The 20,986-nt window shown below is 71.5% G+C and carries 16 protein-coding genes; 13 read left to right on the forward strand and 3 right to left on the reverse strand.

The genetic code is table 11. The features are described from left to right. The first annotated feature begins 141 nt into the window (after positions 1-141). From ACLIYP_RS11365 to serA, 4 genes are all read left to right on the forward strand, one after another. On the forward strand, positions 142-1,995 hold the full coding sequence (locus ACLIYP_RS11365) for an acetolactate synthase large subunit (RefSeq protein WP_412713010.1): 1,854 nt from the start codon (positions 142-144) through the stop codon (positions 1,993-1,995). Positions 1,996-2,024: 29 nt separating this feature from the next. Beyond that, entirely contained in the window at positions 2,025-2,549 is a 525-nt protein-coding gene (ilvN, locus tag ACLIYP_RS11370) for an acetolactate synthase small subunit (protein WP_101254885.1), read from the forward strand. 131 nt (positions 2,550-2,680) lie between these two features. Next, positions 2,681-3,679 carry a ketol-acid reductoisomerase gene (gene ilvC / locus ACLIYP_RS11375; RefSeq protein WP_412713011.1) on the forward strand — a complete coding sequence of 333 codons (999 nt, stop codon included), beginning with the start codon at positions 2,681-2,683 and terminating at the stop codon, positions 3,677-3,679. Positions 3,680-3,928: 249 nt separating this feature from the next. Then, complete coding sequence (gene serA, locus ACLIYP_RS11380) at positions 3,929-5,518, forward strand: phosphoglycerate dehydrogenase (protein ID WP_412713012.1); 1,590 nt, start codon at positions 3,929-3,931, stop codon at positions 5,516-5,518. Between the two features lie 137 nt (positions 5,519-5,655). On the opposite strand, the gene ACLIYP_RS11385 is transcribed toward serA, so the two are convergent. Then, positions 5,656-6,852: a PucR family transcriptional regulator gene (locus ACLIYP_RS11385; protein ID WP_412713013.1), complete on the reverse strand. Its 1,197-nt coding sequence runs from the start codon at positions 6,850-6,852 to the stop codon at positions 5,656-5,658. 191 nt (positions 6,853-7,043) lie between these two features. Here ACLIYP_RS11385 and ACLIYP_RS11390 point away from each other — a divergent pair, with 191 nt between their 5' ends. Together ACLIYP_RS11390 and pruA are read left to right on the forward strand one after the other, a co-directional pair. Further along, complete coding sequence (locus ACLIYP_RS11390) at positions 7,044-7,970, forward strand: proline dehydrogenase family protein (RefSeq protein WP_093663303.1); 927 nt, start codon at positions 7,044-7,046, stop codon at positions 7,968-7,970. 68 nt (positions 7,971-8,038) lie between these two features. After that, a complete protein-coding gene (gene pruA, locus ACLIYP_RS11395; protein ID WP_412713014.1) occupies positions 8,039-9,670 on the forward strand; it encodes an L-glutamate gamma-semialdehyde dehydrogenase in 1,632 nt (543 codons plus the stop codon). A gap of 80 nt (positions 9,671-9,750) precedes the next feature. Here pruA and ACLIYP_RS11400 read toward each other — a convergent pair whose 3' ends face one another. Beyond that, positions 9,751-10,431 (reverse strand): Uma2 family endonuclease, encoded by a 681-nt coding sequence (locus tag ACLIYP_RS11400; RefSeq protein WP_412713015.1) that lies wholly within the window; start codon positions 10,429-10,431, stop codon positions 9,751-9,753. A gap of 410 nt (positions 10,432-10,841) precedes the next feature. Here ACLIYP_RS11400 and ACLIYP_RS11405 point away from each other — a divergent pair, with 410 nt between their 5' ends. The 6 genes from ACLIYP_RS11405 (at position 10,842) to ACLIYP_RS11430 (ending at position 17,658) form a co-directional block, all read left to right on the forward strand. Continuing rightward, positions 10,842-10,976 carry a hypothetical protein gene (locus ACLIYP_RS11405; protein ID WP_093663306.1) on the forward strand — a complete coding sequence of 45 codons (135 nt, stop codon included), beginning with the start codon at positions 10,842-10,844 and terminating at the stop codon, positions 10,974-10,976. A gap of 229 nt (positions 10,977-11,205) precedes the next feature. Beyond that, positions 11,206-12,243: a 3-isopropylmalate dehydrogenase gene (locus ACLIYP_RS11410; protein ID WP_410536280.1), complete on the forward strand. Its 1,038-nt coding sequence runs from the start codon at positions 11,206-11,208 to the stop codon at positions 12,241-12,243. Positions 12,244-12,476: 233 nt separating this feature from the next. Next, positions 12,477-13,580: a branched-chain amino acid aminotransferase gene (locus ACLIYP_RS11415; protein WP_412713016.1), complete on the forward strand. Its 1,104-nt coding sequence runs from the start codon at positions 12,477-12,479 to the stop codon at positions 13,578-13,580. Between the two features lie 392 nt (positions 13,581-13,972). Then, positions 13,973-15,616: a citramalate synthase gene (cimA, locus tag ACLIYP_RS11420; RefSeq protein WP_412713017.1), complete on the forward strand. Its 1,644-nt coding sequence runs from the start codon at positions 13,973-13,975 to the stop codon at positions 15,614-15,616. Positions 15,617-15,826: 210 nt separating this feature from the next. Then, positions 15,827-17,410, forward strand: a complete 1,584-nt coding sequence (locus tag ACLIYP_RS11425) for an acyl-CoA carboxylase subunit beta (protein WP_412713018.1) — start codon at positions 15,827-15,829, stop codon at positions 17,408-17,410. A 20-nt stretch (positions 17,411-17,430) separates the two neighbouring features. Continuing rightward, positions 17,431-17,658 (forward strand): acyl-CoA carboxylase subunit epsilon, encoded by a 228-nt coding sequence (locus ACLIYP_RS11430; RefSeq protein WP_412713019.1) that lies wholly within the window; start codon positions 17,431-17,433, stop codon positions 17,656-17,658. 123 nt (positions 17,659-17,781) lie between these two features. On the opposite strand, the gene ACLIYP_RS11435 is transcribed toward ACLIYP_RS11430, so the two are convergent. Beyond that, positions 17,782-17,973: a hypothetical protein gene (locus tag ACLIYP_RS11435; protein ID WP_412713020.1), complete on the reverse strand. Its 192-nt coding sequence runs from the start codon at positions 17,971-17,973 to the stop codon at positions 17,782-17,784. Between the two features lie 556 nt (positions 17,974-18,529). Between ACLIYP_RS11435 and ACLIYP_RS11440 the strand changes: the two genes are divergently transcribed. Next, on the forward strand, positions 18,530-20,986 hold a 2,457-nt coding region (locus ACLIYP_RS11440), incomplete at its 3' end, for a sensor histidine kinase (RefSeq protein WP_412713021.1).

Genomic DNA, 20,986 nt, shown 5'->3' on the forward strand with positions numbered 1-20,986 from the left:
CGACATCGACGCGCTCCCCTCGCTTGCCTGACGGCACGAGGGGTTTTTTGTTGCACCGGTGCCAGCGGCACTCGAGCGCGACCCACCCACAGCCATCTACAACGAGCGTCAAACCCTCAACTCTCCGAGAAGAGACAAGTGATGACCGAGCAGGCCACCGGGGCCCCCCGCCCGCAGCCGCGGGCCCGTACCGGCGGAGCGCAGCCGCAGCCCGCCACCGTCGAGCACGTCACGGGAGCCCAGTCCCTCATCCGTTCTCTCGAGGAAGTCGGCGCCGACACGGTATTCGGCATTCCGGGGGGCGCCATCCTGCCCGCCTACGACCCGATGATGGACTCCTCCCGGGTGCGCCACGTCCTGGTCCGCCACGAGCAGGGCGCGGGCCACGCCGCCACCGGCTACGCCCAGGCCACCGGAAAGGTCGGCGTCTGCATGGCCACCTCCGGCCCCGGCGCCACCAACCTGGTCACCCCGATCGCCGACGCGCACATGGACTCCGTCCCGCTGGTCGCGATCACCGGCCAGGTGGCCTCCAAGGCGATCGGCACCGACGCCTTCCAGGAAGCCGACATCTGCGGCATCACCATGCCGGTCACCAAGCACAACTACCTGGTCACCGACCCGGCTGACATCCCGCGGGTGATCGCCGAGGCGTTCCACATCGCCTCCACCGGCCGACCGGGCCCGGTCCTGGTGGACATCGCCAAGGACGCCCTCCAGGCGCGGACGACCTTCTCCTGGCCCCCCGCCACGGACCTGCCCGGCTACCGCCCGGTGACCAAGCCGCACGCCAAGCAGATCCGCGAGGCCGCCCGGCTGATCACCGAGGCCGCCCGCCCGGTGCTGTACGTGGGCGGCGGCGTCCTGAAGGCCGGGGCCACCACCGAGCTGAAGGTGCTGGCCGAGCTGACCGGCGCCCCCGTGACCACCACCCTGATGGCGCTGGGCGCCTTCCCCGACAGCCATCCGCAGCACCTGGGCATGCCCGGCATGCACGGCACAGTCGCGGCCGTCACCGCCCTGCAGAAGGCCGATCTGATCGTCGCGCTCGGTGCCCGCTTCGACGACCGCGTCACCGGCAGACTGGACTCCTTCGCGCCGTACGCGAAGATCGTGCACGCCGACATCGACCCGGCCGAGATCGGCAAGAACCGCACCGCCGACGTCCCGATCGTCGGCGACGCCCGCGAGGTCATCGCCGATCTGATCGTGGCCGTGCGCGCCGAGCAGGAGGCGGGCAACACCGGCGACCACACCGAGTGGTGGCAGCAGCTGAACCGCTGGCGCGAGACGTACCCGCTGGGCTACGACCACCCCGAGGACGGCTCCCTGGCCCCGCAGCAGGTCATCGAGCGCATCGGCGCGCTGGCCCCCGAGGGCACGGTCTTCGCCGCCGGCGTGGGCCAGCACCAGATGTGGGCCGCCCACTTCATCAAGTACGAGAAGCCCGCCACCTGGCTCAACTCCGGCGGCCTGGGCACCATGGGCTACGCCGTCCCGGCGGCGCTGGGAGCGAAGGCCGGCGTCCCGGACCGCACCGTCTGGGCGATCGACGGCGACGGCTGCTTCCAGATGACCAACCAGGAACTGGTGACCGCCGCGCTCAACGGCATCCCGATCAAGGTCGCGATCATCAACAACGGCGCCCTGGGAATGGTCCGCCAGTGGCAGACCCTCTTCTACAACCAGCGCTACTCCAACACCGTGCTGCACAGCGGCCCGGACGCCGTCAGCCCCGAGAACAGGGGCACCCGCGTCCCGGACTTCGTGAAGCTGGCGGAGGCCATGGGCTGCGTCGGCATCCGCTGCGAGGACCCCGCGCAGCTCGACGCGGTGATCGAGAAGGCCAACTCCATCAACGACCGCCCCGTGGTCGTGGACTTCATCGTCCACGAGGACGCCATGGTCTGGCCGATGGTCGCGGCCGGCACCTCCAACGACGAGGTCATGGCGGCGCGCGGCGTCCGCCCCGACTTCGGCGACAGCGACGACTGAGTACCCAGAGGAACGGAGCACCCAGCCCGATGTCCAAGCACACGCTCTCCGTCCTGGTGGAGAACACCCCCGGCATCCTCGCCCGGATCGCCTCCCTGTTCTCCCGTCGCGGTTTCAACATCGACTCGCTCGCCGTCGGCGTCACCGAGCACCCCGACATCTCCCGCATCACCATCGTGGTCAACGTCGAGGACCTCCCGCTGGAGCAGGTGACCAAGCAGCTCAACAAGCTCGTCAGCGTGCTGAAGATCGTCGAACTGGAGCCGGGGTCCGCCGTCCAGCGCGAACTCGTCCTGGTGAAGGTCCGCGCCGACAACGAGACGCGCTCGCAGATCGTCGAGATCGTCCAGCTCTTCCGCGCCAAGACCGTCGACGTCTCCCCGGAGGCCGTCACCATCGAGGCGACCGGCAGCAGTGACAAGCTGGAGGCCATGCTCAAGATGCTGGAGCAGTTCGGCATCAAGGAACTGGTCCAGTCCGGCACGATCGCGATCGGCCGCGGAGCGAGGTCGATCACCGACCGTTCGCTGCGCGCGCTCGACCGGACCGCATAGCGAGACCCCAGCCCGTCCCCGCCCGCACCGGCATACGGTGGCTCAGGCGGCGGCTGCGGGGACGGGCCCCGCACCCCCGACCCGTACGGCGAGACCGCCGGTGCGGCAAGAACAACAAGGAGATATCCCAAGTGGCCGAGCTGTTCTACGACGACGACGCCGACCTGTCCATCATCCAGGGCCGCAAGGTCGCGGTCCTCGGTTACGGCAGCCAGGGCCACGCCCACGCCCTGTCCCTGCGCGACTCGGGCGTCGACGTCCGAGTCGGCCTCCCGGAGGGCTCCAAGTCCCGGGCGAAGGCCGAGGAGCAGGGACTGCGCGTGGTCACCCCGGCGGAGGCCGCCGCCGAGGCCGACGTGATCATGGTCCTGGTGCCGGACCCGATCCAGGCCAAGGTCTACGAGGAGTCCATCGCCCCGAACCTCAAGGACGGCGACGCCCTCTTCTTCGGCCACGGCTTCAACATCCGCTTCGACTTCATCAAGCCCCCGGCCGGCGTGGACGTCTGCATGGTCGCGCCCAAGGGCCCGGGCCACCTGGTGCGCCGCCAGTTCGAGGAGGGCCGCGGCGTCCCCTGCATCGCGGCCGTCGAGCAGGACGCCACCGGCGGCGCCTTCCAGCTGGCCCTGTCCTACGCCAAGGGCATCGGCGGCACCCGCGCCGGCGTCATCAAGACCACCTTCACCGAGGAGACCGAGACCGACCTGTTCGGTGAGCAGGCCGTGCTGTGCGGCGGCGCCTCGGCCCTGGTCAAGGCGGGCTTCGAGACCCTGGTCGAGGCCGGCTACCAGCCCGAGATCGCGTACTTCGAGTGCCTCCACGAGCTGAAGCTGATCGTGGACCTGATGTACGAGGGCGGCCTGGAGAAGATGCGCTGGTCGGTCTCCGAGACCGCCGAGTGGGGCGACTACGTCACCGGCCCGCGGATCATCAACGAGAACACCAAGGCCGAGATGAAGAAGGTCCTGGCCGAGATCCAGGACGGCACCTTCGCCAGGAACTGGATGGCCGAGTACAACGCCGGCCTGCCCAAGTACAACGAGTACAAGAAGGCCGACGGCGACCACCTGCTGGAGACCACCGGCCGTGAGCTGCGCAAGCTCATGAGCTGGGTCGACGACGAGAACTGAGCGGACCGCCGGGCCGTCGCGGACGGCCCGGCGCCGCCCGACCCGCCCGCAGGTGGACGCCGCGGCCCGCGACGGGACGGGGCGGCCCCGGTGATCGGCCACCGGGGCCGCCCCTCCGCCGATACACTGCACACACAAGCGCGTCACAGGCTCACAGCGTCGTGCGTCTCCACGCGGCTGCCCACCTCCACCGCCCTCGGCCGTCGGGACGCGGCCGCCGGCACGGACCAGTGAGGACTGAAGACCGAAGTGAGCAAACCCGTAGTACTCATCGCCGAAGAACTCTCCCCGGCCACGGTCGACGCCCTCGGCCCGGACTTCGAGATCCGGCACTGCAACGGAGCCGACCGAGCCGAGCTCCTGACCGCCATCGCCGACGTCGACGCGATCCTGGTGCGCAGCGCCACCAAGGTCGACGCCGAGGCCATCGCCGCGGCCCGGCGGCTGAAGGTCGTCGCCCGGGCGGGAGTCGGCCTGGACAACGTCGACGTCTCCGCCGCCACCAAGGCCGGCGTGATGGTCGTCAACGCGCCGACCTCCAACATCGTCACCGCGGCCGAGCTGGCCTGCGGCCTGCTCATCGCCACCGCCCGCAACATCCCGCAGGCCAACACCGCCCTGAAGAACGGCGAGTGGAAGCGCAGCAAGTACACCGGCGTGGAGCTGTCGGAGAAGACCCTCGGCGTCGTCGGCCTCGGCCGGATCGGCGTCCTGGTCGCCCAGCGGATGTCCGCCTTCGGCATGAAGGTCGTCGCCTACGACCCCTATGTGCAGCCCGCCCGGGCCGCGCAGATGGGCGTCAAGCTGCTCTCCCTGGACGAGCTGCTGGAGACCGCCGACTTCATCACCGTCCACCTGCCCAAGACCCCCGAGACGCTGGGGCTGATCGGCGACGAGGCGCTCCACAAGGTCAAGCCGGGCGTGCGGATCGTCAACGCCGCGCGCGGCGGCATCGTGGACGAGGCGGCGCTGCTGTCGGCGCTGAAGGAGGGCCGGGTCGCGGGTGCGGGCCTGGACGTGTACGCCACCGAGCCGTGCACCGACTCCCCGCTGTTCGCCTTCGACAACGTCGTGTGCACCCCGCACCTGGGCGCCTCCACCGGTGAGGCCCAGGAGAAGGCGGGCATCGCGGTAGCCCGCTCGGTGCGGCTGGCGCTGGCCGGCGAGCTGGTCCCGGACGCGGTCAACGTCCAGGGCGGCGTGATCGCCGAGGACGTCCGGCCCGGGCTGCCCCTGGCCGAGCGGCTGGGGCGGATCTTCACCGCGCTGGCGGGCGAGGTCGCCGTCCGGCTCGATGTCGAGGTCTACGGCGAGATCACCCAGCACGACGTCAAGGTGCTCGAACTCTCCGCGCTCAAGGGCGTCTTCGAGGACGTCGTCGACGAGACGGTCAGCTACGTCAACGCGCCGCTGTTCGCGCAGGAGCGCGGGGTGGAGGTCCGGCTGACCACCAGCTCGGAGTCCCCGGAGCACCGCAACGTGGTGACCGTGCGCGGCACCCTGGCCGACGGCCAGGAGGTCTCGGTCTCGGGCACCCTCTCCGGTCCCAAGCACGTCCAGAAGATCGTCGCCGTCGGCGAGTACGACGTCGACCTGGCGCTGGCCGAGCACATGGCCTTCCTGCGGTACGCGGACCGTCCCGGCGTGGTCGGCACCGTCGGCCGCATCCTGGGCGAGGCCGGTATCAACATCGCCGGCATGCAGGTCTCCCGCGCCGAGGAGGGCGGTGAGGCACTGGTCGCCCTCACCGTGGACGGCCCCATCCCGGCTCCGGTGATGGGTGAGATCGCCCAGGAGATCGGCGCCACCTCGGCCCGCAACGTCAACCTGGAGGACTGATCACAGGTCCCTCCCCCGGGTGAACTTCCGGGGTGGGATCCGCAGACCGCCACGGCCCCGGCGCGGACGTCCGCGCCGGGGCCGTGGCGTTCCGCCGAGCCGCGGCCGGGGCCGGCACCTCCGTGGAGGCGGGCCCGTCAGCCCCTCAGCAGCCGCGCCGTCTTCAGCGCCATGTGCAGCAGCAGCCGGTCCTCGCCGTCGTCCAGGTCGAGACCGGTGAGCTGCTCCACCCGCGACAGCCGGTAGTACAGCGTCTGCCGGTGGACGCCCAGCAGCGCCGCGGTGCGGCCCGCCTGGCCCGCGCAGTCCAGGAACGCCTCTGCGGTACGGGCCATCTCCCGGTTGCCTGGCTCCAGCAGCGCCCGCACCGACGGGTCCGGCGCACCGGCCGCCGGCGAGCCGGACGGGCGGGCGAGCAGGGCCAGCAGCCGGTACGGCCCGATCCGGTCCCACCGCGCCACCGGTCCGAACCTGCTCTCCGCCCGTGCCGCCCGCGCCGCGGCCAGCGCCTGCCGCCAGGCGCCGGGCACCCCGCGCAGCCCCGTGCAGGGCTCGCCGATCCCCGCCGCAGCCCCGGCACGCGGTGAGCGCAGCAGCCGTTCGGCGGCGGTGCGGGCCGGATCCGTGCCGCCGGGGGTGCGCAGCCGCACCAGCACGGCCAGTCCCCCCGCCCCCGGCACCGCGCACATCGCGACCGCGCCGGGGATCCCGGGCGCCGCCGCCGACCGGTCCTCCGTCTCCGCCTCGCCCTCCCACGGCACCACGGCCACCACCGCCAGCGGCCCCGCCGCCACCGGCCCCAGCTCCCCGGCCAGTTCCGCCTCCGCGAGCTCCGCGGCCGCCCGGTGCCCCGGCGCCGCGGTGAGCAGGGCGCACAGCAGCTCGCCCCGGCGCGCACCCGCCCGGGACTCGTCGGCCAGCAGCGCGCCGATGCGGCGCGCGACGGCCTGTACGTCCGCCAGCCGGGGGTCGGACAGCTCCAGCGCACCGTCGTCCAGCAGCCAGATGTAGCCCAGCACCACACCGCCGTGCCGCACCGGCACGCAGATCCGGCCCCGCAGCACCCCGGCCGACGGGTCCGGCGGAATCCGTACGGGCTCCACCGCCCGGGTGATGCCGAAACTCTCGAACCACGCCCGCACCCGGGCGGTGGAGCGGCGCCGGAGGATCGAGCGGGTGCGCACCGGGTCCATCAGAAGGGCGCCGTCCTCCTCGTCGCCCTCCCCCTCGTGTGCCCCGAAGGCGATCAGCCCGAAGTCGCGGTTCTCCAGTGTCGCGGGGGTACCGAGGAGAGCGGTCACCTCGTCGATCAGCGCCTGGTAGTCCTCGCGCACCGTTCCGCGCCGCCTTTCGCACACCGCCCGCGGCACACCCGCGGACACCGCCATTGTCATACAGGTGTATGAGATCCGGGCCACGGAAGCGTGACAGCTGTCGATGGCGGGAAAGCGGAGCGATCCTTAGTTTCGACGGAGGCTCACCAGCCGCTCGAACACCGTCAGAGAACCGCCCGTGGAGGTGCCCCGTGCTGGGTCCCGTGCTCCTCGCGGCCGCGCGCAGCGACAACATCCGCCGCGTCGTGTCGGCCGCACCGGTCACCCGTCCCGTGGTGGACCGCTTCATCGCCGGAGAGCGCCTCGACCAGGCCATGGAGACCGTCCGCTCCCTGACCGGCCGGGGCCTGGAGGTCACCCTCGACCACCTGGGCGAGGACGTCACCGACCGCACCGAGGCCCTGCGCGCCCGCGACGCCTACCTGGCCCTGGCCGAGGCGCTGCGGGAGGCCGGCCTCGGGGTGCGGGCCGAGATGTCGGTGAAGCTCTCCGCCTTCGGGCAGTCCCTGCCGGACGGCGACGACATCGCCTACGAGGGCGTCCTGCGGGTCGCGGAGGCCGCCGCCGAGGCGGGCACGACCGTCACCCTGGACATGGAGGACCACACCACGGTCGACTCCACGCTGGCCATCCTGGCGAAGCTGCGCGAGCGCTTCCCCGCCACGGGCGCGGTGCTCCAGTCGTACCTGTACCGCACCGAGGACGACTGCCGCGCCCTGGCCGGCGAGGGTTCCCGCGTCCGGCTGGTCAAGGGCGCCTACAAGGAGCCCGCCTCCGTCGCCCTCCAGGACAAGCACGAGGTCGACCGGGCGTACGTCCGCTGCCTGCGGATCCTGATGGCGGGCGAGGGCTACCCGATGATCGGCTCCCACGACCCGCGGATGGTGGCCATCGCCCAGGAACTGGCCCGCCGCGCCGGCCGCAAGCCGGACGAGTACGAGTTCCAGATGCTGTACGGCATCCGCACCGCCGAGCAGGAGCGGCTGGCCGGCGCCGGCCACCGGATGCGCGTGTACGTCCCGTACGGCACCGACTGGTACGGGTACTTCATGCGGCGCCTGGCCGAGCGCCCCGCCAACCTGGCGTTCTTCCTGCGCTCGCTGGCCACCAGAGGCTGAGCGGGGCGCGACCGCGCAAGGCCCCGACGCACGACGACAGAACCGAACCCTCGAAGGAGGCACGGCTCATGGACGCTGTGACCCAGGTCCCCACGCCGGTGAACGAGCCGGTGCACACCTACGCACCCGGCACCCCGGAGCGCGCCCGTCTCGAGACCAGGCTCAGGGAGCTGGCCGAGAACCCGATCGACCTGACGATGACGATCGGCGGGAAGCGGCGGCTGGGCGGCGGCGAGCGCTTCGACGTCGTACAGCCCCACAACCACAAGGCGGTGCTGGGCACCGCCGCCCACGCCACCCGGCAGGACGCGCAGGAGGCCATCGACGCGGCGCTGGCCGCCGCCCCGATGTGGCGCTCGCTCTCCTTCGACGACCGTGCCGCGGTCTTCCTGCGGGCCGCCGAACTGCTGGCCGGTCCCTGGCGCGAGACGATGGCCGCCTCCACCATGCTCGGCCAGTCCAAGACGGCGCAGCAGGCGGAGATCGACACCCCCTGCGAACTGATCGACTTCTGGCGCTTCAACGTCCACTACGCCCGCCAGATCCTGGCCGAGCAGCCGGTCGCCAACTCCCCGGGCGTGTGGAACCGCATGGACCACCGTCCGCTGGAGGGCTTCGTCTACGCGATCACGCCCTTCAACTTCACCGCCATCGCGGGCAACCTCCCCACCGCACCGGCGCTGATGGGCAACACGGTGATCTGGAAGCCGTCCCCGACCCAGACGCACGCCGCCGTGCTGCTGATGCGCCTGCTGGAGGAGGCGGGGCTGCCGGACGGCGTCATCAACCTGCTGACCGGTGACGGCAAGGAGGTCTCGGAGGTGGCGCTGGCCCACCCCGACCTGGCCGGCATCCACTTCACCGGCTCGACGAAGACCTTCCAGTACCTGTGGAAGACGGTCGGCAACAACATCGAGAACTACAAGACCTACCCGCGCCTGGTCGGCGAGACCGGCGGCAAGGACTTCGTCGTCGCCCACCCGTCGGCCGACCCGGCGGTGCTCAGGACCGCGCTGACCCGCGGCGCCTTCGAGTACCAGGGCCAGAAGTGCTCGGCCGCCTCGCGCGCCTACGTGCCGCGCTCCATCTGGGAGGGCGGTTTCAAGGAGGAGTTCACGGCCGAGGTCGAGGGCCTGACCATGGGCGACGTCACCGACCTGTCGAACTTCATGGGCGCCGTCATCGACGAGCGCGCCTTCGCCAAGAACAAGGCCGCCATCGAGCGTGCGGAGTCCGACCCCGCCTGCGAGATCGTCGCCGGCGGAAGCTGCGACGACAGCGTCGGCTACTTCGTCCGCCCGACCGTCATCACCTGCACCGACCCGGCCGGCGAGGTCTTCCGGCAGGAGTACTTCGGCCCGATCCTGGCCGTCCACGTCTACGAGGACGCGGAGTACGAGGCGGTGCTGGAGCAGATGGAGTCGGTCGCCCCCTACGGCCTGACCGGCTGCGTCATCGCCCAGGACCGCGCCGCCGCCGCGCACGCCTGCGAGAAGCTGCGCTTCGCCGCCGGCAACTTCTACATCAACGACAAGCCCACCGGCGCCGTCGTCGGCCAGCAGCCCTTCGGCGGCGGCCGGGCCTCGGGCACCAACGACAAGGCGGGCTCCAAGCAGAACCTGACGCGCTGGACGTCCACCCGCTCCATCAAGGAGAACCTGATCCCGCCGACCGACTACCGCTACCCCCACATGGGCTGACCTCCCTCAGCGGCCCATGAGCGGCGCCCCCGCCCGGATCCGTCCGGACGGGGGCGCCGCCGCGCGCGGGACAGGCGGTGTCAGGCGTTGCGGCGCGGGCCGGTGATCGCCTCCCCGATCACGAAGCCCTTCGCCGCGCCGTCGGGGATCGCCACCTCGGTCCCGTACGGGACGCGGGTCTCGGCGGCGTAGACGGCCTCGCCGGGGGAGGGGGAGGTCAGCACGGTGACGGTGCCGTGGCCGTCGTGGTCGTCGATCAGGACGTACACCGGCACCCCCGCGCGGGCGTACGCGCGGCGCTTGTGGATGCGATCGCGCTCGATCGCGCGGTGCCCGGGGGAGACCACCTCGACGACCATCTCCACGCAGGACGCCTTCAGCCCCAGCCCGTCCTCGGTGACGTGCTCGGCGTCGTCCTCGGGGGCGACGAACAGGTCGGGGACGTAGGCCGTCAGCTCGTGGATGACGTTCATGTCCTGGTAGGCGGCGTGGTCGCCGCCGTCGAGGAACTTATCGAGGGCGCGGCGCAGGCGGTTGACGATCTGACCGTGGCAGTGACGGCCGGTGGGAGACACTTCGATGGACCCCTCGACGATCTCGGCGTGAAAGCCCTCGGGGAGTTCCAAGGTTTTCCACGCCTGCCACAGAGCCTCGTCCAGATCGGCACGGGGCGGGGCCTCCGGGCCTCCGTGGGCCTCCGGCTCCTCCTCGGTCTCGTCGACCTCGGTGACCTCGGGCGCCTCGTGCGTGAGAGCGGTCATGGCGTAGCACCTCCTCCTTGAAGTATGGGCGGGCTCTTCGTCGCGGTACAGCGCGTACGGCGGTACGGGTGCGACGCCGGTGACGCTAGAGCCCGTCCGCCCGTGCGCGCCCACAAGACCCCAACCCCCGCCCGAACGGGTGAAGTGTGCGGCGTCACAGTGACGAAACCGCAGGTCGGAGAAGGTTCCGTCTCAGATAGTAGGAAGGCCAACTAATCGGCGGGACATTACAGCTTTCAGCCCTTACTTTGGTAGGAGCCGAACGTCTCGCTCCATCAGCGAATGGCGGATGAGGCGCCGTGCCCGTCGCAGGTGACCCCTGCCGCACCGGCCGCCCCCGCCCTTACGGCGCGCTTGGGAATCCCTCCTCTTTCCACCCTCCGGTTCTTCCGTCCCCCAGGGAGTTCGCCATGGACGCGACCGCACGCCGCCGCCCCCGCCACACCGCCCGCGACCACCACGACAACGCCGACCGCCGCAACGCGGCCGCCGCCCTCCAGCGGGCGCTGGACCGCCGGGACAACGGCGGCGCCACCGGCCACTGAGGCCGGCTCCGCCGCCCGTTCCGGCCCACGCCCGCCCGGACGCGGGCCGCCCCAGGCCGCACCGCCGTACGAGCCGCCGTGCGGGCCGCGCCCGGAACCGAAGGGTCCCGGCCGCGGCTCGTGCGGCGGTACGGCGATGCTCGGGCGGCACTCGTACGGCGCCTGAGCACCCGGTCCGCATCGCGGACAGTGCGTGTCATCTCCTGGGACGAGCGGTATGGTCCCTCCCATGTCTCGCAGCATCGACCTCGCAGTGATCCCCGGTGACGGCATCGGCCGGGAAGTCGTGGCCCAGGGCCTGAAGGTCCTGTCCGCCGTCCTCCCGCAGGACGCGAAGCTGCAGACACGGGAGTACGACCTCGGCGCGAAGCGCTGGCACGCCACCGGAGAGACCCTGCCGGACGCGGAGCTGGAGCGGCTCAAGGGGCACGACGCCATCCTGCTCGGCGCGATCGGCGACCCCTCGGTCCCCTCCGGAGTGCTGGAGCGCGGACTGCTGCTCAAGCTGCGCTTCGCCTTCGACCACTACGTCAACCTGCGCCCCTCCAAGCTCTTCCCGAACACGGCGACCCCGCTGGAGGGCCGCCCGGACATCGACTTCGTCGTCGTCCGGGAGGGCACCGAGGGCCCGTACACCGGCAACGGCGGCTCCCTGCGCACCGGCACCCCGGCCGAGGTGGCCACCGAGGTCAGCGTGAACACCGCCTACGGTGTGGAGCGCGTGGTGCGGGACGCCTACGAGCGGGCGAAGGCCCGGCCGCGCAGGAAGCTCACGCTGGTCCACAAGAACAACGTCCTGGTGCACGCCGGCCACCTGTGGAAGAACATCTTCGACCGGGTCGGCGAGGAGTACCCCGAGGTCACCACCGACTACCTGCACGTGGACGCCGCGACGATCTTCTTCGTCACCCAGCCCGAGCGCTTCGACGTGATCGTCACCGACAACCTCTTCGGCGACATCCTCACCGACCTCGCCGCCGCCGTCACCGGCGGCATCGGACTGGCCGCCTCCGGGAACATCAACCCCACCGGCGCCTTCCCGTCGATGTTCGAGCCGGTCCACGGCTCCGCGCCCGACATCGCCGGCACCGGCAAGGCCGACCCCACCGCGACGATCCTGTCCGTCGCGCTGATGCTGCGGCACCTGGGCCTCGACCCCGAGGCGGCCCGCATCGAGGACGCGGTCTCGGCCGACCTCGCGGAGCGCTCCGCCGCCCGCACCACCGACGAGATCGGCGACGCCCTCGCGGCGCGAGTAGCCGGCTGACGCCCGGCCGTACGCTCCGTCCGGCCGGGCCGCAGGCGCCCGGCCGCTGGGCTACTCGGCGGTTGGGTGCGAACATCTACCACCAGGACCGCCCACCCGTGACCCCATGCGGTCTGCTGCCCCCGATAATCGGACATGGGGCCGCTGTACGCAGGGAAGCTCGGACGTCCTAGTACCGACCGGGGCGACGGGAGCGCGGTCCACCACGACACCCAGTGAAGGACGCGCTCACCATGACGACGCCCCGTATCGAATTCGACCTCAAGCCCTCCGCGCAGCTGCTGTCCGCCGCGGAGCGCGAGGCGGTGCTCGCCGACCCCGGCTTCGGCCGGCACTTCACCGACCACATGGTGACCATCCGGTGGACCGAGGGCCGGGGCTGGCACGACGCGCAGCTCCAGCCGTACGCCCCGTTCCAGATGGACCCGGCGAACATGACGCTGCACTACGCCCAGACGATCTTCGAGGGGCTGAAGGCGTACCGCCAGCCCGACGGCTCGGTCGCCGTCTTCCGCCCGGACGCCAACGCCCGGCGCTTCCAGCGCTCCGCGCGCCGGCTGGCGATGCCCGAGCTGCCGGTGGAGACCTTCGTCGAGGCGTGCGACCTGCTGGTGCAGCAGGACAGGGCGTGGGTGCCCGGCAAGGGCGAGCAGTCCCTGTACCTGCGTCCCTTCATGTTCGCCGCGGAGGTCGGGCTCGGCGTCAAGCCCGCGAACGAGTACCTGTTCGTGGTGATCGCCTCGCCCGCGGGCGCCTACTTCCCGCGCGGCGTCAAGCCCGTCTCGGTCTGGCTGTCGCAGGAGTACGTGCGCGCCGCCCCCGGCGGAACGGGTGAGGCCAAGACCGGCGGCAACTACGCGGCCTCCCTCGTCGCCCAGGCCGAGGCCGCCGAGCACGGCTGCGACCAGGTGGTCTGGCTGGACGCCGGCGAGCGCCGCTGGATCGAGGAGATGGGCGGCATGAACCTGTACTTCGTGAAGGGGTCGGGCAGGGACGCCACCATCGTCACGCCCAGGCTGACCGGCACCCTGCTGCCGGGCATCACCCGCGACTCGCTGCTGACGATCGCCTCCGACCTGGGCTACCGCACCGAGGAGGCCCGCATCTCCGTCGACGACTGGCGCGAGGGCAACGCCGACGGCTCGATCACCGAGGTTTTCGCCTGCGGTACCGCCGCCGTCATCACCCCGGTCGGCGCGGTGAAGTCCGCCGCGGGGAACTGGACGGTGGGCGACGGCGAGCCGGGCGAGATCACGATGGAGCTGCGCGAGGCGCTGCTGGCGGTCCAGACCGGCCGCGCGCAGGACACGCACGGCTGGATGCACAAGCTGGCCTGAGGGTCCGGCCCGGCGGGGCGGGAGGGCCGCGAGCGTCCCGGCCCTCCCGTCCCGCCCCCTCCCACCGCCCACCTCCACCGGTCCCCGCCGACCGTGGCCGACCACATCGTGAGACCGCCCGATCCGCGGAGCGGATCCGTGCCAGACTGTGCCCGTGCCTCACCTCGCCATGATTATCGGCAGCAGGCGCGCCGGTCCGCAGTGACCGCCTACGCACACACCCGGTGCGATGGCGGACACCGTGTCCCAGACCCGCGCGCAGACCTCTCGCACCCGCGAGGGGTCTTTTCGTTTTCCGGCGCCACCCGGCCGGAACGAGGGCGTGAGGGATGATGGGGACAAGTAGGGCCAAGCATTCCGGACCTACATCCATCGACAGGAGCCAGACCAGCATGACCGACGCCGCGGCCTCCCGGCAGCCGGGGGACGCGTCCCCCGGCGACGCGTTCCACGTCTTCGACACCACGCTCCGCGACGGGGCACAGCGGGAGGGCATCAACCTCTCCGTCGCCGACAAGCTGACCATCGCCCGTCACCTGGACGACTTCGGTGTCGGCTTCATCGAGGGCGGCTGGCCCGGTGCCAACCCCCGGGACACCGAGTTCTTCCGGCGCGCCCGCGAGGAGATCGACTTCCGCCACGCACGGCTCGTCGCGTTCGGCGCCACCCGCAGGGCGGGCGTCGCGGCGGCCGACGACCCGCAGGTGCGGGCGCTGGTCGACTCGCAGGCGCCGGTGGTCACCATCGTGGCCAAGGCACACGACCGCCACGTCGAACTGGCGCTGCGCACCACGCTGGAGGAGAACCTGGCGATGGTCCGCGACACGGTGGAGCACCTGCGGGAGCAGGGCCGGCGGGTCTTCGTCGACTGCGAGCACTTCTTCGACGGATACCTGGCCGATCCCGAGTACGCCAAGCAGGTCGTGCGCACCGCGTACGAGGCCGGCGCCGACGTGGTCGTGCTGTGCGACACCAACGGCGGCATGCTCCCCGCCCAGGTCCAGGCCGTGGTGCGGACGGTGCGCGCCGACACCGGCGCGCGCCTGGGCATCCACGCCCAGGACGACAGCGGCTGCGCCGTCGCCAACACCCTGGCCGCCGTGGACGCCGGCGCCACCCATGTGCAGTGCACCGCCAACGGCTACGGCGAGCGCGTGGGCAACGCCAACCTCTTCTCGGTGGTCGCCGCCCTCCAGCTCAAGTACGGCATGAAGGTCCTGCCCGAGGGCGCGCTGCGCGAGATGACGAGGATCTCCCACGCCATCGCCGAGGTCGTCAACCTCACGCCCTCCACCCACCAGCCGTACGTGGGCGTCTCGGCGTTCGCCCACAAGGCCGGACTGCACGCCTCCGCCATCAAGGTGGATCCCGACCTCTACCAGCACATCGACCCCGAACTGGTCGGCAACCGCCTGCGGATGCTGGTCTCCGACATGGCCGGCCGCGCCTCCATCGAGCTCAAGGGCCAGGAACTGGGCATCGACCTCGGCGGCGACCGCGAGCTGGTCGGCCGGATCGTGGAGCGCGTCAAGGAGCGCGAACTGCGCGGTTACAGCTACGAGGCCGCCGACGCCTCCTTCGAGCTGCTGCTGCGGGAGGAGCTGCTGCGGGACGGGGAGGAGGGGAGTCCCCGGAACTTCTTCACCACCGAGTCCTGGCGCGCCATCGTGGAGAACCGCCCCGACGGGTCCCACGCCAACGAGGCGACCGTGAAGCTGTGGGCCAAGGGCGAGCGCATCGTCTCCACCGCCGAGGGGAACGGGCCCGTCAACGCCCTGGACCGGGCGCTGCGGCTGGCCCTGGAGCGGATCTACCCCGAACTCGCCCAGATGGAGCTGGTGGACTACAAGGTCCGCATCCTGGCGGGCACCCACGGCACGGAGTCCACCACACGGGTGCTGGTGTCCACCGGCGACGGAGGCGGGGAGTGGTCCACCGTCGGAGTGGCCGACAACGTCATCGCTGCCTCCTGGCAGGCCCTCGTCGACGCCTACACCTACGGTCTGCTGCGCGCCGGCGTCGAGCCCCAGGGCTGACCGGCCGTCACGACACGCCCACCCAGGTCTGAACGCCTCCCCCGGTGTGGACTGTGGGATTCCCACAGTCCACACCGGGGGAAACTGGGGATCCTCCCTGGTGTAGAGGCGTCAGGGGCATGGTTCTGTCCAGCGTGGCCATGAATCGCGGGCTGAGACTGTACGAATCCGACGACGGCGAACAGCGTGGCCGTTTCGTAGGGTCTGAACATGACCGATCTGTCCCAGACGCCGCCCGCGGCGAGTGACGCCCGTGGCCGTGTGGCGGAGTTGCACGCCATCCGTGAGCAGGTCCGGCGCGGTCCGAGCGAGCGGGCCACCGAGGCCCAGCACGCGAAGGGCAAGCTGACCGCGCGTGAGCGGATCGAACTGCTGCTGGACGAGGGGTCGTTCCAGGAGGTGGAGCCGCTGCGGCGGCACCGCGCCACCGGCTTCGGCCTGGAGGACCGCAAGCCGTACACCGACGGGGTGGTCACCGGCTGGGGAACGGTCGAGGGCCGCACCGTCTTCGTCTACGCCCACGACTTCCGGATCTTCGGCGGGGCGCTGGGCGAGGCCCACGCACAGAAGATCCACAAGATCATGGACATGGCCATCGCGGCCGGTGCGCCGCTGGTCTCCCTCAACGACGGGGCCGGCGCCCGCATCCAGGAGGGCGTGGTGGCGCTGGCCGGCTACGGCGGCATCTTCCAGCGCAACACCAAGGCGTCCGGCGTCATCCCGCAGATCTCGGTGATGCTGGGTCCGTGCGCGGGCGGGGCTGCCTACTCCCCGGCGCTGACCGACTTCGTGTTCATGGTCCGCGAGACCTCGCAGATGTTCATCACCGGCCCCGACGTCGTCCAGGCCGTCACCGGCGCGCAGGTGAGCCAGAACGGGCTGGGCGGGGCGGACGTGCACGCCGCGACCTCCGGGGTGGCGCACTTCGCCTACGACGACGAGGCCACCTGCCTGGAGGAGGTCCGCTACCTGCTCTCCCTGCTCCCGTCCAACAACCGGGAGAACCCGCCGCGCACCGAGTGCGCCGACCCGGCCGACCGGCGCAGCGAGGTGCTGTACGACCTCGTCCCCGCCGACGGCAACCGCCCCTACGACATGCGGGCGGTGATCGAGGAGATCGTCGACGACGGGGAGATGCTGGAGGTCCACGAGCGCTGGGCCACCAACATCATCTGCGCGCTGGCCCGGCTGGACGGGCAGGTGGTGGGCGTGGTGGCCAACCAGCCCCAGCATTTGGCCGGGGTGCTGGACATCCACGCCTCGGAGAAGGCCGCCCGCTTCGTGCAGATGTGCGACGCGTTCAACATCCCCATCGTCACCCTGCTGGACGTGCCCGGCTTCCTGCCGGGGGTGGACCAGGAGCACGGCGGGATCATCCGGCACGGGGCGAAGCTGCTGTACGCGTACTGCAACGCCACCGTGCCGCGGATCTCGCTGGTGCTGCGCAAGGCCTACGGCGGCGCGTACATCGTGATGGACTCCCAGTCCATCGGCGCGGACCTGACCTACGCCTGGCCGACCAACGAGATCGCGGTGATGGGCGCCGAGGGCGCGGCGGGCGTGATCTTCCGGCGGCAGATCGCCGCCGCCGACGACCCCGAGGCCACCCGGGCGGAGCTGGTCAAGGAGTACAAGGCAGAGCTGATGCACCCCTACTACGCGGCCGAGCGCGGCCTGGTCGACGACGTCATCGACCCCGCCGACACCCGCGGTGTCCTCATCGGCGCCCTGGCCATGCTCCGTACCAAGCACGCCGACCTGCCCGCCCGCAAGCACGGCAACCCGCCCCAGTGACACCTGTGAGGACCAGCCCTGTGAACGTTCCCGCCACCGCCACTGCCACCGCCGTCACCGACGTGGTCCGTGTGGAGAAGGGTCACGCCAGCGAGGAGGAGCTCGCCGCGGTCACCGCCCTGCTCATGGCCCGCGCAGCAGCCCACCAGGCCGGCCCGGCCGCCTCCCGCCCGCGCCGCAGCACCGCGCCCTGGCGCCGCCTGGAGCGCACCTCCGGCTTCCGGGCCCCCCACAGCTGGCAGGGCTGACCGGAGGCCGGGGAACCGGGAGCGGAACCGGTCGCCGGTCCCGCGCGAACCGCCCCCTGGCACAGCTCGGCCCCGTACGCCCGAGGCGTACGGGGCCGACGAGGTCCGTCGTCGCGGAGCCGGTCAGCCGACGGGGGCGTCAACCAGGACGGTCCGGCGCGGGTTGGCGGTCTGGGCCGGAAGGCTCCCGGTCCCCTCCCCGTTCTCCGCACCCTCGGCCGGGACGGCCGGGGCCAGTTCGCCGGCGTCCCTGAGGTGGGCCAGGGTGGTGCGCTGCGGGTTGGCAACACTGCGCGTGATCATCGTGGTCTTCACCGAGTCTGCCTCGTTCGCCTTCTTGTCGTTTACATGCCTTGTGTAAAGCTGAGCGTAAGGGGCCCCATTCCCCTCCAGGGATGACTCGTATAACGATCCGCCTGTGATTTTACTCACGAAACCGCGGGCAAAAGCCGCATAACGGACCGTCAAGGGTGGTGGCCCAAACGGTCATAAGCCCCGATGTCGGGCGATCCGCCCTCCGGTGTCGCTACCGGGGCAGTGGGCACTGTAGCGGCTCACGTGTGGCGCCAACTGCCAAAAGTCCGTGATGCGCCGTATGCGCCTACACCCTGCGCCACGGGGTGTCTGCGTAGCGTCACGCATGTCACAGCCTTATCCACGGACCTTGTTGGAGATCCGGCACTGTGCTGGAATTCCACGGACCGCCGCAGGAGACGACCCGGCGCGCAAGGGGCGCACAGGAGCGCCGCGTGGCGGAGACTTGGGGGCGCGCCGGTCACTCACGACCGTCAGGGGGGTCCTTCGGGCCTTCCCGACTCGATACCGTTCCGCCGTTCGCGGGGGGACGCCTGGTCCAGAGGTTGCGACGCTAGTGCAGGGACGTTTCAAGAGGGATGGCAGCGCTGTGGGGGACCCGGAGCTGCGCGGTGCGACCGACCGCGGCTCCTCACCACAGCGCGCCCAGGAGAGCGGTGGCCGGGAGCAGGCCCTCGACGCCGACAAGGGCAAGCGCGCCAAGGCGCGACCGGACGGCGAGGCCGAGGGCGCCCCGAAGCCCAAGGAGCCCGGTGCGACGGGCTCCCGCCTCGCCCTGCGCAACTGGCGCATCAGCACCCGGCTGGTCTCGCTGCTGGCCCTTCCCGTCGTCACGGCCACCTCGCTTGGCGCGCTGAGCATCAACAACTCGCTCGCCGAGGTCGACCAGCTCGACAACATGAAGCTCCTCACGGAGATGACCGAGCGCGCCACCGAGCTGGCGACGGCGCTCCAGGAGGAGCGGGACCGCTCGGCCGGCCCCCTGACCGGCACCGGCAACCCCAAGGACGACGCGGTCGTCGGCCCCCGCGAGGAGACCGACCAGGTCAAGGCGGCGTTCTTCGACGCCACCCCCGCGCTCGAGGAGGCCGACGCCGGGCTCCTCTCCGGCGTCCGGGCCACGATCACGGACATCACCCGGCAGCTGAACCGGCTCAAGACCATCCGGGAGCGGGCGTACGACAACCCGGACAACATCTCGCAGACGGTCAACGACTACAACCAGCTGATCCAGTCGCTGCTGAGCCTGTCCCAGGACATGGCGCAGGCCACCAGCAACCCTGAGATGATCCAGAGCACCCGTGCGCTGGCCGCGTTCTCCTCCGCCAAGGAGTACGCCTCCATGCAGCGGGCGATCATCAGCGCCGGCCTGGCCCGCGAGGACGGCCCCAAGCTCTCGGACAACGACCACCTGTACATCAGGACCGCCTGGGAGAGCGAGAGCGCGGCCCGCAAGCGCTTCGACGACATCTACGGCAACAACGAGGCGGCCGAGCTCACCAAGCCGCTCGACGAGGGCATCGTCAACATCACCTCGGCCGACGAGTACGCCGAGCGTGTGGTGAAGGACCCCAAGGGCATCTCCCGCGAGAACCGCTCCTACCTGGACTGGTTCGACCAGGACCAGGTCAAGATCGAGCAGATGCGGAAGATCGAGGCCTCGCTGCTCACGCAGATGGACGAGCAGGCCCGTACGCTGCGGGCCGAGGCCCAGCAGTCGGCCCTCTTCAACGGCATCCTGGTGCTGCTGGTCCTCGGTATCTCGCTGGTCGGCGCGTTCGTCGTGGCCCGCTCCATGATCCGCTCGCTGCGCCGGCTGCAGGACACCGCGCAGGACGTGGCCCACCGCCGCCTGCCCGAGCTGGTCAAGCAGCTCTCCGAGGCCGACCCGCAGGACGTCGACACCTCCGTGGAGTCCGTCGGCGTCCACAGCCGCGACGAGATCGGCCGGGTGGCCGCGGCGTTCGACGACGTCCACCGCGAGGCGGTCCGCCTCGCGGCCGAGCAGGCGCTGCTGCGGGGGAACGTCAACGCGATGTTCACCAACCTCTCGCGCCGCAGCCAGGGCCTGATCCAGCGTCAGCTCTCGCTCATCTCCGAGCTGGAGTCCCGCGAGGCCGACCCGGACCAGCTCTCCTCCCTGTTCAAGCTGGACCACCTGGCGACCCGTATGCGCCGCAACGGCGAGAACCTGCTGGTCCTCGCGGGCGAGGAGCCCGGCCGCCGCTGGACCCGCCCGGTGCCGCTGGTGGACGTGCTGCGCGCCGCCGCCTCCGAGGTGGAGCAGTACGAGCGCATCGAGCTGAACGCCGTTCCCACCACCGAGGTCGCGGGCCGGGTCGTCAACGACCTGGTGCACCTGCTGGCCGAGCTGCTGGAGAACGCCACCTCGTTCTCCTCGCCGCAGACCAAGGTCAAGGTCACCGGCCACGCGCTGCCCGACGGGCGGGTGCTGGTCGAGATCCACGACACCGGCATCGGGCTGTCGCCCGAGGACCTCGCGGCGATCAACGAGCGGCTCGCCAACCCCCCGACGGTCGACGTCTCGGTCTCCCGCCGCATGGGCCTGTTCGTGGTCGGCCGCCTGTCCCTGCGGCACGGCATCCGCATCCAGCTGCGCCCCTCCGACTCCGGCGGTACGACCGCGCTGGTCATGCTCCCGGTCGACGTCACCCAGCGCGGCGGCCAGCAGAACGGTCAGCAGAACGGCCAGCAGAAGAGGCCCTCCGGCGACGGCGGCCAGGGCGCCGGTCCGTCCGCCACGCTGCGGCGCGAGCCGCAGGGCGGCGGTGCGCCGGCCGGTACCAGCAGGCTCGGCGCGCTGCCCACCCGCAACCAGGTCCAGGGCGGCTCCTCCTCGCGCGCCGCGCTCCCCGGCGGCCCGGCAGGCGGTCCCGCGGCGGGTGGCCCGGCAGGCGGTCCCGCGGGCGGGGGCTTCGGCGCCCCCGGCCGTTCCGGCCCCGGTCAGCCTTCCCGCACCGGTCAGCCCGTCCGTCCCGCGGAGGGCGTCCCC

This window comes from Streptomyces nanhaiensis (assembly GCF_046614825.1).
Classification (GTDB): Bacteria; Actinomycetota; Actinomycetes; order Streptomycetales; family Streptomycetaceae; genus Streptomyces; species Streptomyces radiopugnans.